Origin of the sequence: Kitasatospora sp. NPDC094015 (assembly GCF_040304075.1) — a bacterium.
Classification (GTDB): domain Bacteria; phylum Actinomycetota; class Actinomycetes; order Streptomycetales; family Streptomycetaceae; genus Kitasatospora.
On sequence record NZ_JBEOUL010000018.1, the window covers coordinates 70,619 to 86,187 of the forward strand.

Consider the following 15,569-nt stretch of genomic DNA (forward strand, 5'->3'; position numbering starts at 1 on the left):
TGGTGACCGAGTTTTCGAGTGAAAGAGAGTGAGCGGATGACCGCGCCGATCGTGATGGACCCGCTGGCCGGCGACAACGTGGCCGAGGGCGCCCTGCTGCGGGCGGCCGGCGCGGTGGTGCCGGTGGAGCTGCTCGGCGGGGTGCGCGGCTGGGCCGTGACCCGGCACGCGGAGGCCCGGGAGCTGCTGACCGACCAGCGGCTGGTCAAGGACGCCGCGCACTGGGCGGCGTACCAGCGCGGCGAGGTGCCGAAGACCTGGCCGCTGATCGGGCTGGCGGTGCCCGGCCCGTCCATGGTCACCACGGACGGGGCCAAGCACCGGCGGCTGCGGGCGATCGTGTCGCAGGCCTTCACCCCGCGCCGGGTGGAGCTGATGCGGCCGAAGATCGAGGAGATCACCGCCCGGCTGCTGGACGACCTGGCCGCGGCCGGGCCGGTGGTCGACCTGAAGACGGTCTTCGCCTTCCCGCTGCCGATGTCGGTGATCGGCTGGCTGCTGGGCGTGCCGGAGCGCGACCACGCCTACATCCGCGAGCTGTACGAGCGGTTCTTCAGCAGCACCACCAAGCCGGCCGACGTCCCGGCGACCATCGCCGCGCTGAACGTCTTCGTCTCGGACCTGGTGGCCGCCCGGCGGGCCGACCCGGGGGACGACCTGACCAGCGCGCTGCTGGCGGCCGACGTGGAGGGCGGGGCGCTCACCGACGCCGAGGCGGCGGCCACCGTGCGCGTGATCATCGCGGCCGGGCACGAGACCACCGTCAACCTGATCAGCAACGCAGTGCGGGCCCTGCTGACCCACCCCGAGCAGCTGGCGTTGGTCCGCTCCGGGGCGGTGGGGTGGGCCGCGGTGGTCGAGGAGTCGCTCCGCTGGACCCCGCCGACCAGCAACTTCCTGTTCCGCTTCGCCAGCGAGGACATCAAGGTCGGCGACGCGCTGATCCCGCAGGGCGACCCGGTGCTGATCTCGTACAACGCGATCGGCCGGGACCCGGACCGGCACGGCGTCACCGCGGAGGTGTTCGACCTCACCCGGGACCCGATCCGGCACCTGTCCTTCGGCCACGGCCCGCACGTCTGCCCGGGTTCGCCGCTGGCGCGGCTGGAGGCGGGGGTGGCGCTGCCGGCGCTGTTCGAGCGGTTCCCGGACCTGGCGCTGGCGGTCGGTGACGAGGAGCTGCGGCCGAGCCCGTCGATGGTGGTCAACAGCCTGCGGGAGCTGCCGGTCCGGCTCTGAGCGGCTCCTCCGCCGGCCGTGCTGGAGGGCGGCCCTCCAGCACAGCCGTGTTACGACTGAGGCACCTCCCGGTGAAGGTCGAACGCACACCTTGGCGCGGAATGACCCTTGAGTTAACGTCTTCAAGCCAGCAATCGCTGGGTAGACAATCTCCGGTTCAGCGCAGTGTTGTTCTTGTTCTGTCTTACCGCTGGCATGCCCATGCCCAGGCAAGGAGGACTCCATTGACCACCACTTCGACCGCGACCGAGGGATGCCGATGACCAGGTCGCATCGGCGCCGCCTGCTGGCCGCACCGGCCGTACTCTCCTTGGTACTTGTGGCTGCCTGCTCGAACAGTTCGGGCGGCTCCGGCTCGGCCGACGGCGGCAGTGCCTCGCCGCTGGCCGGTGACTGTGCGAAGTACCAGGCGTACGCGGGCCACGCCGGCACCAAGGTGACGATGTTCGCCTCGATCCGCAGCCCGGAATCGGACTCGCTGGAGAAGTCCTGGTCCGAGTTCAGTTCCTGTACGGGAATCAAGATCGTCTACGAGGGCTCCCCGGACTTCGAGGCCCAGCTCCCGGTCCGCGTGGCAGGCGGCAACGCCCCGGACTTCGCGATCGTGCCGCAGCCCGGCCTGCTCGCCCAGATGGTGAAGACCGGCAAGGTTGCCAAGCCGCCGGCGCAGACCGTGGCCAACGAGGACAAGTGGAACCCGGTCTGGAAGACCTACGGCTCGGTGAACGGCACCTTCTACGCCGCGCCGATGAGTGCCAACATGAAGTCGCTGGTCTGGTACTCGCCGAAGGCGTTCAAGCAGGCCGGCTACGAGGCGCCGAAGACCTGGTCCGACCTGATGGCGCTCAGCGACAAGATCGCCAAGGCCGGCGGCGGCAAGCCCTGGTGCGGCGGCATCGGCTCCGGCACCGCGACCGGCTGGCCGGCCACCGACTGGCTGGAGGAGGTCGTCCTCGGCAGCTACGGCGGCGAGGTGTACGACCAGTGGGTCAACCACCAGGTGAAGTTCGCCGACCCGAAGATCACCACCGCGATGCAGACGGTGGCCGGCTGGATGCAGAACCCCGCCTGGGTCAACGGCGGCATCGGCGACGTGAAGTCGATCGCCACCACGACCTTCCAGGACGCCGGCACGCCGATCCTCAGCAACAAGTGCTGGATGCTCCAGCAGGCCTCGTTCTACCGGGCGCAGTGGCCGCAGGGCACGAACATCGGGCCGGACGGTGACATCTTCGCCTTCCACCTCCCGGCCGTGAACGCCTCGGTGTCCAACCCGGTCGAGGGCGGCGGCGAGTTCGTGACCGCCTTCGCGTCGCGGCCCGAGGTGCAGGCGGTGCAGAACTACCTGTCCAGCGCCGAGTGGGCGAGCAGCCGGGTGAAGGTCTCCCAGGGCTGGGTCTCCGCCAACCAGGGCGTGGACAAGAGCCTCTACACCGACCCGATCGACCGGCTCTCGGCGGACGCGCTGACCGACCCGGCCGCGACCTTCCGGTTCGACGGCTCCGACCTGATGCCGGCCGCGGTCGGCGCGGGCGCGGAGTGGACCGCGCTCACCGCCTGGTTCGCCGAGGGGCAGGCCATCCCGAAGGTGGCGGGCGACATCGACGCGGCCTGGCCGCAGTAGCCGACCGCCGCCGGGCAGCGCGGGCCCACCCACCCGCGCTGCCCCCCATCTCCACCTGGAAGGACCCCGTATGCCCACGGCCTCGCTCGCCGCGGCCCGGCTGGCCGATTCGGCGTGGACGGACGCGACGGTCAAGCTCGGCAACAGCTTCGGCGCCATCGCCGGCTTCCTCGGCATCCTGCTGGTGGTGTTCCTGGCGGCGGGCCGGGCGAGCGGGCGGATCTCCCGGCCGCTCACCGTCGCGGTGATGCTCGGGCCGGCCGCCCTGCTGCTGATCGTCGGCCTGGTGGTGCCGCTGGTGCGCACCGTCTTCCTCAGCCTGCGCAACGACGACTCCACCCGCTTCCTCGGCGGGAAGAACTTCGGCTGGGCGCTGACCACCGACTCGATCCACCACGTGCTGCTCAACACCCTGCTCTGGCTGGTGATCGCCCCGCTGGCGGCCACCGGGCTCGGCCTGCTGCTCGCGCTGCTGGTCGACCGGATGAAGGGGCAGGCGGTCTACAAGTCGCTGATCTTCATGCCGATGGCGGTCTCGCTGGTCGGCGCCGGCATCATCTGGAAGTTCGTCTACGAGGCCAGGGACGCCGCCCAGCCCCAGATCGGCCTGCTCAGCCAGCTGGCGGTCAGCCTGGGCTGGGAGCACCCGCCGAACTGGATCCTCTCCCAGCCGCTCAACAACTTCCTGCTCATGGTGGTGATGGTCTGGGTGCAGACCGGCTTCGCCATGGTGGTGCTGTCCGCCGCGATCAAGGCGATCCCGGACGAGATCACCGAGGCGGCCCGGCTGGACGGCGCGGGCGGGGTGCGGCTGTTCTGGTTCGTCACCGTGCCGATGATCCGCACCACGCTGGTCGTGGTGCTGACCACGGTCATGATCACCACGTTGAAGGCCTTCGACATCGTCCGCACCATGACCGGCGGCAACTTCGGCACCCAGGTGCTCGCCAACGAGATGTACTCGCAGTCGTTCGTGCAGTTCAACGTCGGCCGGGGCAGCGCTCTCGCGGTGATCCTCTTCGTGGCGGTGCTGCCGCTGGTGGCGTACAACATCGTCCAACTGCGCAAGGAGCGTGCGACCCGATGAGCGACACCGCGCTTGGCCGCACCACGGGGGCGAAGGCCGAGGCCACCGGCGTCCGGGCGGTCCGCCGCTCGTTCAGCAGCCCGCTCGCCTCGCTGCTGGTGATCGCGGTGACGGTGCTGTGGACCGTCCCGACCTTCGGGCTGCTGGTCACCTCGCTGCGGCCCAAGCAGGACGTCGCGCAGAGCGGCTGGTGGGAGGTGTTCGTCCACCCCGACCTGACCCTCTCCAACTACCACACGGTGCTGTTCGAGGGCGGGTTCAGCGTCAGCGGCGGCCTGATGCCGTACCTGGTGAACTCGCTGGCGATCAGCCTGCCGGCCACCCTCTTCCCGCTGGTGCTGGCGGCGATGGCCGCGTACGCACTGGCCTGGGTGCGCTTCAAGGGCAGCGACACGGTGTTCTTCGTGATCTTCGCCCTGCAGGTGGTCCCGCTGCAGATGGCGCTGATCCCGCTGCTCCAGCTGTTCTCCGGAGGTGCGCACCTGGGCGGGATCACCATCGTCCCGGCCGTGGACCTGAGCGGGACGTACGCGCCGGTCTGGATCGCGCACACGATGTTCGCGCTGCCGCTGGCCACCTTCCTGCTGCACAACTTCATCTCCCAGCTGCCGCGGGACCTGATGGAGGCGGCGGTGGTCGACGGGGCCTCGCACTTCAAGATCTTCCGGTCGATCGTGCTGCCGCTCTGCACCCCGGCGCTGGCCTCGTTCGCGATCTTCCAGTTCCTCTGGGTCTGGAACGACCTGCTGGTGGCGCTCACCTTCGCCGGCGGCTCGGCGGACGTCGCGCCGATGACCGCCCGGCTGGCCCAGCTCTCGGGCTCCTTCGGCGGGCGCTGGGAGCTGCTGACGGCCGGCGCGTTCCTGTCCCTGATCGTCCCGCTGCTGGTCTTCTTCGCGCTGCAACGCTACTTCGTGCGGGGCTTGTTGGCCGGTTCCGTCAAGGGCTGACCGGTTTTCGGGTTGACCTGTCCCAGGAATGTGGTGATTTCGAGGACACGCCCCGCCCCCACCCGGTACACCGGTAGCGGCGATGTCGCCGCAGGTGTGGTTATCCGATCTGGGGGCTTGTGTGAGGTTCAGGAAACGTGTGTCGGGCCTGGTGGTGGCCCTGATGGCAGCCGCGGCGGTGGTCGCGGTCCCGGCCCAGGCGGCCGGCACGGCAACGCTCGGCACCACCACGGTCGGCACCGCCGTCGACTCCGGTGACTCCAACCACCTGAATACCTCGCGGTATGTCACCGGTTCGAGCGGCGGAGCGGTCAGCAGCATCAGCGTCTACGTCGGCACGGTCGACGCGGCGCCCAACAACCAGTACCAGGTGGGCCTGTACACCGACGCCTCCGGCAAGCCGGGCTCGCTGGTCGCCAGCAGCGCCGCCGGTACGCTCACCGCCAACAGCTGGAACACCCTCGCCCTCACGGCGACCCTCGCTCCCAACACCCCGTACTGGCTGGCCTACAACAGCAACGGCAGCTCCGCGGCGGTCAACAACCTCAAGTACGCCTCGGGCGGCACCAGCGGGTACAGCGTCGGCGGCACCGCCTACGGCACCTGGCCGGCCGACTTCGGGACGGTCTCGACGGACAACGTCAGCTTCTCGATGTACGCGACCTACACGCCGGACGCCGGTACCGTCACCCCGCCAGGCGCGGGCCCGGGGGCGGAGGGGCCGATCCTGCTGGTCAGCAACCCGGCCAACCCGTACACCCGGTACTACACCGAGATCCTCAAGGCCGAGGGCCTGAACTACTACAAGGTGAGCGACCTCTCCGGGGTCTCCGCCGCCACCCTCGCCTCCTACGACGTGGTGCTGCTCGGGGAGAGCGCGCTGACGCCGGCCCAGGTGACCATGTTCACCACCTGGACCAACGGCGGCGGCCGGCTGATCGCGATGCGGCCCGACAAGCAGCTCGCACCGCTGCTGGGCCTGAGCGCGACGCCCGACACGCTCGCCGACTCCTACCTCAAGATCGACACCTCGGCCGCCCCCGGCGCCGGCCTGACCGCCGACACCATGGGCTTCCACGGCGCCGCCGACCGCTACACGCTGAACGGCGCCACCGCCGTGGCGACGCTCTACAGCGACGCCAACACGGCCACCGCCAACCCCGCCGTCACCCTGCGCACCGTGGGCACCGGCCGGGCCGCCGCGTTCACCTTCGACCTGGCGAAGTCCGTGGTGCAGACCCGGCAGGGCAACATCGCCTGGGCCGGCCAGCAGCGCGACTCCACCGACGGCTACGAGGCCAGCGAGATGTTCTACGGCACCGGCGGCCAGCCGGACTGGAACAACCTCGACAAGGCGCTGATCCCGATCGCCGACGAGCAGCAGCGCCTGCTCGCCAACCTGATCACCACCATGGACCTGGCCAAGAAGCCGCTGCCGCGGTTCTGGTACTTCCCCCGGGACGTCAAGGCCGTCGTGGTGATGAGCGGTGACGACCACGGCATCGGCGGCACCGTCGGCCGCTGGGACGGCTACATCGCGCAGAGCCCGCCCGGCTGCGTGGTGGCCAACTGGGAGTGCGTGCGCGGCTCCTCGTACATCTACACCGACGACCCGATGACCCCGGCGCAGGCCCAGGCCTACTCCGACGAGGGCTTCGAGGTCGGCGTCCACGTCACCACGGACTGCAAGCCCTGGGGCACCGCCGCCAACCTGCAGTCCATCTACGCCTCGCAGCTGAGCGCCTGGAAGGCCAAGTACTCGACGCTGCCGATGCCCGCCAGCAGCCGCACCCACTGCGTCGAGTGGGACGACTGGGCGACCCAGGCCAAGACCAAGCTGGCCAACGGGATCCGGCTGGACGAGGACTACTACTTCTACCCGGCCTCCTTCACCAAGGACCGGGCCGGCTACTTCAACGGCACCGCGCAGATCATGAAGTTCGCGGACACCGACGGCAGCGTGATCGACGAGTACCAGGCCACCACCCAGCTGACCGACGAGTCGGGGCAGTCCTACCCCTCGACGGTCAACACCCTGCTGGACGCGGCCTACGGCAGCAAGGGCTACTACGCGGCGCTGACCGCCAACATCCACACCGACTTCGCGGCCTCCGCCGCCTCGGACGCGGTCATCACCGCGGCCAAGGCCAAGGGCGCGCCGGTGGTGTCGGGGCGGCAGATGCTCACCTGGCTGGACGGGCGCAACGGTTCGGCCTTCAGCAAGATGGCGTGGAGCGCCAACAAGCTCACCTTCGACATCACCGGCGGGGCCAACGGGCTGCGCGCGATGGTGCCGGTCACCTCCGCGGCGGGCACCCTGACCGGCGTCAGCCGCCAGGGGCAGGCGCTCACCTACCGGATCGAGACCATCAAGGGCGTCGCGTACGCCTTCTTCGACGGCACGGTCGGCTCGTACACCGCGACCTACGGGCAGGACACCACGGCGCCGACCGTCACCGGGACCTCCCCGGTCGCCGGCGCGAACGGGGTGGCGCCCTCCACGGCGGTCCGGTTCAACTTCAGCGAGCCGCTGAACTCCGGGACGGTGAGCACCTCCACGGTGACGCTGAGGACCACCACCGGCGGCACGCCGGTGAGCGGCACCGTCAGCTACGACTCGGCCACCAACGGCGCGGTGTTCACGCCGGCCGCGGCGCTGGCGCTGACGACCGGCTACACGGCCACCGTGCAGGGGGTCAAGGACATGGCCGGCAACACGCTGGCCGCCCCGTCCACGGTGGCGTTCACCACCGGGGGCGCCCCGCCGAAGACCATCGGCAACACGGCGGTCGGCACCCTGATCGACGACACCGACTCCAACCACATGAACGGCAGCAAGATCACGACCGGTGCTGCGGCGGTGCCGCTGACCTCGCTGAGCGTGCACGTCGGCTCGGTGAGCGCGGCGCCCAACAACCAGTACCAGCTGGCGGTCTACACCGACAACGCGGGCTCGCCCGGCACCCTGGTCACCTCCACCTCCAGCAGCACCCTGACGGCGAACGTCTGGAACTCGGTGCCGGTGAACGTCACCCTGGCGGCCAACACCACCTACTGGCTGGTCTACAACAGCAACGGGAGCAGCAGCTCGGTCAACAACATGAACTACAGCGGCGGGACGGCCGGGCAGGGCGCCTACAGCGCGGGCGGGGTGGCCTTCGGCACCTGGCCGACCGACTTCGGACCGGCGGTGAAGGACTCGCTCGCCTACTCGCTGTACGGGTCGTACTGATCCGGTTGGGTCGGGCCTGAGTTCGACCCGGGTCGGGCGTGAGCCGGGCCCGGGTCGGGTCCGGGTCGGGCCTGGGTCGGGCCTGGGTCGGGCCGTCGTTCGGCGGTCCGGCGGAGCCCCGAGGGGGCGTTTGTGTCACAACTCTGCGACACAGGCGCCCCCTCGGGGTTTTGAACCTGTTCAGAATGATCGTCGCGGGCCTAGAGTCGCCAGCGTCTGCACGCGACCCCGGACCGGGATCCGTCGTGCCCGGTCACTCCGAGGGGGATGCATGTCCACTCCGTCCGAACCGCCCACGCCGTCCGAACCGCCTGTGCCGGCCGCGCCGGCCGCCCCCTCCGCGCCGTCCGTGGCAGCCGCGGCGCCAGGAGCGGGCGGTGCGCCGGGGGGCGGGAGTGTGGGCGGCAGTAGACCTGACGCCGCTGGGGGCCTCGGTGGTGCTGGTGCTCCCGGCGGGCTCGGCGGCCCCGGTGGTCCCGGTGGGCTCGGGCCGAAGGCCGGACCTCCGCCGGTGCCGCAGCAGTTCAACCCGTACCGCTCGCCCTACCCGCAGGCTCCACCGCCGGCCTGGCTGAAGGCGACCCAGCCGGTCGAACCCGCGGCGCCCGGCCCGTGGGTGGCGCTCGCCGGTGTCGGTGCGGGTCTGGCCGCGGCCGTGCTGCTGGGCGCGGGCGTGGGCGTCAACCTGTTGCTCTGCGCACTGGTGGCGAGCATCGGGGCCGCCCTCGCGGCGCGTGCCGCGGGCCGCAGGATCCGGCCCTGGACGGTGGTCTGGGCCGCCGGCGCGCTCGGCCTGCTGGTGGTGCCGGCGGTCAGCGCCGCCGGCTGGCCGATCGCCCTGGCGATCTTCGCGGCCTTCGGTGTCGGCTCCCTGGCCCTGCACGGTGGCACCCGCTGGACCGGTGTGCTGCTGGGTCCGGTGGGGCTGTGGGCGCACCTGATGACCTCGGTGCCCTGGGCGGCCGGCGGGCTGCGGGGCAGGAACCTGCCGGCCCGCAACCGGGTGGTCCCGGTGCTGAAGGCGATGGCCGTCACGATCGGCCTGCTGATCGTCTTCGGCGCGCTGTTCGCGAGCGCGGACAAGACGGTGGCCGACCTGCTCGGCGACCTGACGCCCAGTGTGGACACCGAAGAACTGCCCTTGCGGACCTTGCTGTTCATCCTGGGCGCCCTGGTGGCGCTCGGTGCCGCGCACACCGCCGCCGCGCCGCGCCGCTGGGACCGTCTGCCGGTCGCCGCCGGTAAGGCCCGTACCCGGGTGGAGTGGGCGCTTCCGATGACCGCGCTGATCCTGCTGTTCGGCGTGTTCGTGACCGTGCAGGCGGTGGCGGTGTTCGGCAACGGTTGGGAGGCCGTGCGGACCAAGCCCGGCGTGATTCCCGCCCAGTTCGCGCGGGAGGGCTTTTGGCAGCTGCTCTGGGTCATCCTGCTGACCATGGTCGTGGTGGTGCTCGCCAGCCGCTGGGCTCCGCGGGCGACGGCCGGTGACCGGCTGATGGTGCGGGCGATGCTGAGCCTGCTCTGCGCCCTCACGGTTGCCGTGGTGGCCTCCGCGATGTACCGGATGCGCCTCTACGTGGACGCCTTCGGGCTGACCCGGCTGAGGATCTCGGTCGCGGCCACCGAGCTCTGGCTCGGGGTGGTGTTCGTGCTGATCATCGTCGCGGTGCTGGCCGGCTCGGCGCGCTGGCTGCCCCGGGCGGTGGTGCTGAGCGCGGTCATCGGCACCACCGTACTCGGCCTGATCGGGCCGGACGCGCTGATCGCCGAGCAGAACGTCGCCCGCTACGAGCGGACCAGGACGATCGACGTCGAATACCTGCGCGGCCTGTCGGCCGACGCGGTGCCCGCCCTCGACCGCCTTCCCGGCGACCTCCGCACCTGCGCCCTGCAGCAGATCGCCTCCGACCTGGCCACGGACACGCCCTGGTACGCGACCAGCCTGGCCGAGGCGGATGCCGCCGACATCCTCCGGAAGCGGCCGGTGGGCGAGGACGGGGGCTCCGCCTGCCGGCGGTCGGGCGTGCGGAACCTCGACTACTACCCCTGAGCCGTGAGCCGTTCGGACTCTGTTGCGGTCGCGGTGGGCGTGGGCGCGGTGGCCCGGACGGCGCGGGGTCGAGGTCGGACGGCGGCCGACCTCGGTCGAGGAATTGTGCCCGGCCGAGGGATCGTTCGGGCCGCCGGCTGCGTGGAACATGGTGCCGCCCGGAGCGCGGGACCGACGATGGGCGTGCCGGGGGGCACGTCCGCCGCCGGCCCCGCGCTCCGCAGTGGTGGGACCGGGTGCTGACGGCCGGGCCTCAGATGGCCATCCCGGCCGGACCTTCGGCGGGCAGGTCGCTCGCCTTGGCCTTGACCACGAAGACCGCCGCGAGCAGCGCGACCACGGCGAGCGCGGCACCGACGATGAACGCTTGGCCGATGCCGTGCGCCAGCACCTCGCTGTACCAGTGGCTGCCGACCGGGAACTCACCCTTGGCCTGGAACGCCGCGAGCTGGTCGGGGTTGGCGTGGGCCATGAAGTCCGGCGCCTGGGCCTTGCCCTCGTCCTTGGCGGCGGAACTGAACACCGTGGTGAGGATCGACAGGCCGAGCGCGCCACCGATCTGCTGGGTGGAGTTGAGCAGGCCGGAGGCCGCACCGGTCTCGTGGTCGGAGACGCCGGCCACCGCGAGCAGCATGACCGGGACGAAGATCAGGCCCATGCCGAAGCCGAAGACGACCGTCGGGCCGAGCACCCCGGAGGCGTAGCCGCTGTCGGACTTCAGCTGGGTCAGCCAGGTCAGTCCGACGGCCACCAGGACCGCGCCGCCCGCCATGAACAGCTTCGGTCCGTACTTGGCCTGGAAGGCCGAGGCGATCTGGGCCGCGATGATGATCGCGACGCTGATCGGCAGGAAGGCCACGCCGGCCTTGAGCGGGCTGTAGCCGATCACGGTCTGAACGAAGATCGTGATGTAGAAGAAGATGCCGAACATGGCCGCGGCCAGGCACAGCATCATGATCAGGCCGCCGGTGCGGTTGCGGTTGCTGAACAGCTGGAGCGGGGTGATCGGCTGCGCCGTCCGCCGCTCGATCACCACGAAGGCGGCCAGCAGCAGCAGGCCGACCGCGAAGGAGGCCAGCGCCAGGGAGTTGGTCCAGCCCTCGGAGGCAGCCCGGATGAAGCCGTAGACCACGGCGACCAGACCGAGCGTCGAGGCCAGCGCGCCGGGCACGTCGAAGCGGCCCTCCTGGCGGTCCGACTCGTTGATGTACCGCGGCGCCGCGACCGCGATCAGGATGGCGATCGGGACGTTCACGAAGAACACCCAGCGCCAGTCGAGGTACTCGGTGAGCGCGCCGCCGGCCAGCAGGCCGATCGCCGCGCCGGATCCGGCCACCGCCGAGAACACCCCGAAGGCCCGGTTGCGTTCCGGGCCCTCCTGGAAGTTGGTGGCGATCAGGGCGAACGCGGTGGGCGAACAGATCGCCCCGCCGATGCCCTGGAGGGTCCGTGCGGCCAGCAGCATGCCGGCGTCCTGCGCGAACCCGCCGATCAGCGAGGCGAGGCCGAACACCAGCACGCCGACGACGAAGACCCGGCGCCGGCCGAGGATGTCGCCGATCCGGCCGCCGAGCAGCAGCAGCCCGCCGAAGGCCAGCGTGTAGGCGTTGATCACCCAGGACAGGCTGGTGTCCGAGAATCCCAGGGCCATCTTGATGTGCGGCAGTGCGATGTTCACGATGGTGGCGTCCAGGACGACCATCAGCTGGGTGGCCGCGATGACCGTCAAGGTGATGCCCTTGCCCGACCTGCGGCCGGCCCCCGGTGGTGTGGACGTGCTGAGTGTCTCCGATAGAGCCATGGCTGTTCCCCCTGGTGGCAGCTGCTGTTCGGTTGGTACTCGGCCGGTGCTTGCGCCGATGTTCGGCACTGGTGCTCGGTTCGACGGCGCTGGGCTTGATGGCGCTGGGCCCGGTGGTGCTGGGCACCCCGCACCGCTTCAGTGAACGGTTCCGTTCACTATCGCGGACGATAGCGGATCGGCTATTGTGAACGCAAGCGTTCTTTAAGGTTGGTGACGATGAATCAGTCGGCGCTGAGGCAGCCGTCGGACGGCCTTGCGGCGGCCGCCCCCCGGCCGGTCGTGGTCGAGGGCCTCGCGGTCGCGGTCGAGGGGCCCGGAGGTGCGGCCGAGGGCCCGGCGGTCGTGCTGGAGGGCCCGGTGGAGTCGGACCGGGTGGCCCCCGCCGCCGCGCGCAGGCGCGGCCGGGCCCTGGAGGTGGCGATCTTCGACGCGGCCCTCGATCAGCTCACCTCCGGTGGGTTCGCGAGGATGACGATGGAGGGGGTGGCCGGCGCCGCACAGACCGGCAAGGCCGCGCTGTACCGGCGCTGGGCCTCCAAGGCCGATCTGGTCGTGGACGCCCTGGGCTCAACTCTCCCACTGCCTACGGACATCCCTGACCTCGGGTCGGTGCGCAGTGAATTGGTGCAGCTCATGGCGCAGCTCGGCGAGGTGATGAACTCCCGGGCCGGCACGGCGATGCGGGCCCTGATGGCCGAGCTGGACCACGAACAGGCCGTCCCCTTCAAGGGCTTCGTGCTGGCGCGGGTGATCGAGCCGGTCACCGGGGCGATCCTGGCCATCCTGCGGCGCGGCGAGCGGCGCGGCGACGTCCGGCCGGGCGCGGCCACCGCCCTCGTCGCCGACGTGGCTCCGGCGATGCTGCTGTACCGCGCCAAGGTCTGCGAGGGCCCGCTGGACGGCACCTTCTGCACCGACCTCGCCGAGCAGGTGCTGCTCCCGATGATCCGACCATGACCCGGTCCTGGCTCGGTGCTGATTCGGTGCCGAGCCGCCGAGCCGCCGAGCCGCCGAGCCGCCGGGGCGCCCGGGCCGTCCGGAAGGGCCTGCGCCGGGGAGCCCGGCGGCAGGCCGTCGGGGCGCGCTGCGGGAGGCCGTAGGCTGGGAGCTGCCAGACCAGAGCCGAACGGACCGATCCCATGCCTTACGACCCCCCGACCCATTCGGTGGAGCGCTCGCTGCGCCGGGCCGGCGCCCGCCTCGTGGTGGGCCTCGACGAGGTCGGGCGCGGTGCCTGGGCGGGTCCGGTCACGGTCGGCGCCGCGGTGACCGGCCTGCGCCGGCCGCCGGAGGGCCTGACCGATTCCAAGCTGCTCACCGAGAAGCGCCGGACGGCGCTCGCCCCGGTGCTCGCCGACTGGGTCGTCGCCTCGGCCATCGGTCAAGCCTCGCCCCAGGAGTGCGACGACCTCGGCATGACGGCCGCGCTGCGGCTGGCCGCGGTCCGCGCGCTGGAGGCGCTGCCGGTCGAGCCGGACGCGATCATCCTCGACGGCAAGCACGACTACCTCGGCGGACCTTGGCGGGTCCGGACCGTGATCAAGGGTGACCAGTCCTGCGTCTGCGTCTCGGCCGCCTCGGTGTTGGCGAAGGTGCAGCGGGACGGTCTGATGGCCGAGCTGGGCTCCGACCTGCCCGCTTTCGCCTTCGAGGACAACGCCGGCTACCCGTCCCCGGTGCACCGCGCCGCGCTGGAGGAGTACGGGCCCACCTCGCACCACCGGCTCTCCTGGGCGTACCTGGACGCGATGCCGCGGTGGCGGCACCTCAAGCGCGGACGCGCGGCGGAGCCGCAGGACGAGCAACTGGCGCTCGGCTTCTGAGCCTCCCGGCGGTCCGGAGCGGACCTGCGGTGACGCCTGATCAGCTTGCCCCGTGGTGTCCCGGGCGCCGGCCGACGGTGTCCAACTCGTGGGGCGCCTGTGCGCATCCGACCGGCATTTGATAGATATCCGGGTATGCCAGTCTTCCCCGAGGAGCCGGAGATTCACGACAGTATCCCGGGCCCCGGCGTTCCCTTCCCCCGTAAGCCGGACGCATCCGCCCCCCGCCAGCCCGCCGTACTCGTACCCGGGCCGCCCCCCGCACCCCGCCCCGGGCCGCCGCGCCCGGTGCCGCCGAGGCCCGGTCCGCCGGCCCCGAGCGCCAAGATCCCGAAGCCGAGCCGCGCTCCGCGGCCTGCCGAGACCGCCCTGCCGATCGTCCAGCTGGTCCCGGCCGGTCCTCGGCAGGCGCTGGAGCGGGCCGACGAGGCCGTCGACGCGCTGCTGGAGGAAGGGCGCGACCCCGGCGACATCCTGGTCCTGACGGTCGGTCAACCGCATCCGTGGCAACGGCACGAGCAGTCGTTCGGCGAGGCCGGCTACTGGGCGCAGCTGACCGAGGGCGGTGACGTCTTCTACGCCGACGCCGCTGCGACCCGGCCGCTGCGGCGCGAGGTCGTGGTCCTGGTCGGCAACGACACCGACACGGCCCGCACCGAGCGGGCGACCCGCAAGGCGCTCGGCCACGCGGTGGCGCTGCTGGTGGTGTGCGGCGACGCCGCCGCGGCCACCGCCGTCCTGGCCGCGCAGGGTCGGCCCGTCCCGGCCTGACGACGACTCCCCACCGCCCCCGGACACGGCGTCCGGGGGCGGCCGCGCCCTGCCCGCCGGCGGGTTCAGCCGGCCGCGGAGCGCCGAGCCGACCGGTCCAGCGGGGAGAGCGGGCCGGCCGGCGACAGCAGTCCCAGCTGGCGGCTGGGTGCGAGCCGGCTCACCTGGCCGATCCGGGCGAGCCGTCCCGCTCCCGCCTGCTCGGCCGTGGCCTGGACCACGGTGACCGGCAGCGGCCACTCGTCCGGCTCGGCCTCCCTGGCCGCCCGCGACGACAGCTCGGTGACGATGGTGGCCGGATCCTCGGCCCATGAACCCGAGTGCGGGTCGCGTCCGCTGCGCCCGTCGCCGACGGAGTGCCAGCCGGCCGGGGTCAGGGTCAGGTACGCGCCGCAGCGCAGGCCGTGCAGGGCCGACGCGTCCCGCAGCGCCCACATCCAGGGCCCGTCCTGCTCGGTCCAGTCCGGCCCGCCCTCGCGGCAGTGCAGCAGCACCGCGGTGCGGATCGGTGCGGGCAGGCGCAGGTCGTGCGGGATGATCCGGCGCAGCTCGGCGAGGATGGCGTTGCGGTGGTGCCATCCGTCGGTGGCGTGCGGTCGGCCGGTGAAGGAGGCGGAGGCGATCACCCGCTGCTGCCGGTCGAGGACGGCGAGCACGTTGGTGCCCGGCTGGGGGAGGTGCCGTTGGTGCAGTTCGGCGACGAACTCGCGCGGTGCTCCGAGGAGGGGGACACCCGACCCGGCCCAGCTCGCCAGATCGATCGTCCGCGCGCCGTCGCAGGGGGTCTGACCTCGGTCGATACCGTTGATCACGATCCTCCTTCCCGGGCCCGCAGGCGCGCTGGTGCGGGCGTACGCCGAGGGCCTGGTCCGCGGACCGGGCGATGGATACGGTCCAATTCTCGGGTCAGACCGGGTCGAGCGGCAACGATGAAATGACAAACGGCGCCCGAAAGTCGGTGTTCTGCCGGATATATTCCACCGCGCGGC

General features: G+C 71.6%; 11 protein-coding genes. 9 read left to right on the top strand and 2 right to left on the bottom strand.

Annotation, left to right across the window (positions count from 1 at the left end; all coding sequences use genetic code 11):
- Positions 1-36 precede the first annotated feature (36 nt).
- The 6 genes from ABT014_RS21630 to ABT014_RS21655 all read left to right on the top strand — a co-directional run bounded on the left by ABT014_RS21630 (position 37) and on the right by ABT014_RS21655 (position 10,182).
- Complete coding sequence (locus ABT014_RS21630) at positions 37-1,239, top strand: cytochrome P450 family protein (RefSeq protein ID WP_350640632.1); 1,203 nt, start codon at positions 37-39, stop codon at positions 1,237-1,239.
- 259 nt (positions 1,240-1,498) lie between these two features.
- Entirely contained in the window at positions 1,499-2,863 is a 1,365-nt protein-coding gene (locus ABT014_RS21635) for an ABC transporter substrate-binding protein (RefSeq protein WP_350640633.1), read from the top strand.
- A 70-nt stretch (positions 2,864-2,933) separates the two neighbouring features.
- Positions 2,934-3,950, top strand: a complete 1,017-nt coding sequence (locus tag ABT014_RS21640; protein ID WP_350640634.1) for a carbohydrate ABC transporter permease — start codon at positions 2,934-2,936, stop codon at positions 3,948-3,950.
- Positions 3,947-4,900, top strand: coding sequence for a carbohydrate ABC transporter permease (locus ABT014_RS21645; RefSeq protein WP_350640635.1), 954 nt, complete (start codon positions 3,947-3,949; stop codon positions 4,898-4,900). Before ABT014_RS21640 ends, ABT014_RS21645 begins: the two co-directional genes overlap by 4 nt.
- Before the next feature lie 163 nt (positions 4,901-5,063).
- Positions 5,064-8,132, top strand: a complete 3,069-nt coding sequence (locus tag ABT014_RS21650; RefSeq protein WP_350640636.1) for an Ig-like domain-containing protein — start codon at positions 5,064-5,066, stop codon at positions 8,130-8,132.
- A 511-nt stretch (positions 8,133-8,643) separates the two neighbouring features.
- The gene (locus tag ABT014_RS21655; RefSeq protein ID WP_350640637.1) at positions 8,644-10,182 is read left to right on the top strand and encodes a DUF4153 domain-containing protein; all 1,539 of its coding nucleotides are present in this window, start codon (positions 8,644-8,646) and stop codon (positions 10,180-10,182) included.
- A gap of 253 nt (positions 10,183-10,435) precedes the next feature.
- On the opposite strand, the gene ABT014_RS21660 is transcribed toward ABT014_RS21655, so the two are convergent.
- Positions 10,436-11,983, bottom strand: coding sequence for an MFS transporter (locus ABT014_RS21660; RefSeq protein WP_350640638.1), 1,548 nt, complete (start codon positions 11,981-11,983; stop codon positions 10,436-10,438).
- 219 nt (positions 11,984-12,202) lie between these two features.
- On the opposite strand from ABT014_RS21660, the gene ABT014_RS21665 reads away from it, so the two are divergent.
- The 3 genes from ABT014_RS21665 to ABT014_RS21675 all read left to right on the top strand — a co-directional run bounded on the left by ABT014_RS21665 (position 12,203) and on the right by ABT014_RS21675 (position 14,580).
- Entirely contained in the window at positions 12,203-12,943 is a 741-nt protein-coding gene (locus tag ABT014_RS21665) for a TetR/AcrR family transcriptional regulator (protein WP_350640639.1), read from the top strand.
- Positions 12,944-13,125: 182 nt separating this feature from the next.
- Positions 13,126-13,809 (top strand): ribonuclease HII, encoded by a 684-nt coding sequence (rnhB, locus tag ABT014_RS21670; RefSeq protein WP_350640640.1) that lies wholly within the window; start codon positions 13,126-13,128, stop codon positions 13,807-13,809.
- A gap of 288 nt (positions 13,810-14,097) precedes the next feature.
- Positions 14,098-14,580, top strand: coding sequence for a hypothetical protein (locus tag ABT014_RS21675; protein ID WP_350640641.1), 483 nt, complete (start codon positions 14,098-14,100; stop codon positions 14,578-14,580).
- A 65-nt stretch (positions 14,581-14,645) separates the two neighbouring features.
- On the opposite strand, the gene ABT014_RS21680 is transcribed toward ABT014_RS21675, so the two are convergent.
- Positions 14,646-15,392, bottom strand: a complete 747-nt coding sequence (locus tag ABT014_RS21680; protein WP_350640642.1) for a hypothetical protein — start codon at positions 15,390-15,392, stop codon at positions 14,646-14,648.
- Positions 15,393-15,569 lie beyond the last annotated feature (177 nt).

Bases quoted from the DNA above. Each gene is read 5' to 3' on its own strand.
- ABT014_RS21630 (WP_350640632.1), top strand. From the start codon at position 37: ATGACCGCGCCGATCGTGATGGACCCGCTGGCCGGCGACAACGTGGCC.
- ABT014_RS21635 (WP_350640633.1), top strand. From the start codon at position 1,499: ATGACCAGGTCGCATCGGCGCCGCCTGCTGGCCGCACCGGCCGTACTC.
- ABT014_RS21640 (WP_350640634.1), top strand. From the start codon at position 2,934: ATGCCCACGGCCTCGCTCGCCGCGGCCCGGCTGGCCGATTCGGCGTGG.
- ABT014_RS21645 (WP_350640635.1), top strand. From the start codon at position 3,947: ATGAGCGACACCGCGCTTGGCCGCACCACGGGGGCGAAGGCCGAGGCC.
- ABT014_RS21650 (WP_350640636.1), top strand. From the start codon at position 5,064: ATGGCAGCCGCGGCGGTGGTCGCGGTCCCGGCCCAGGCGGCCGGCACG.
- ABT014_RS21660 (WP_350640638.1), bottom strand. From the start codon at position 11,983: ATGGCTCTATCGGAGACACTCAGCACGTCCACACCACCGGGGGCCGGC.
- ABT014_RS21665 (WP_350640639.1), top strand. From the start codon at position 12,203: ATGAATCAGTCGGCGCTGAGGCAGCCGTCGGACGGCCTTGCGGCGGCC.
- rnhB (WP_350640640.1), top strand. From the start codon at position 13,126: ATGCCTTACGACCCCCCGACCCATTCGGTGGAGCGCTCGCTGCGCCGG.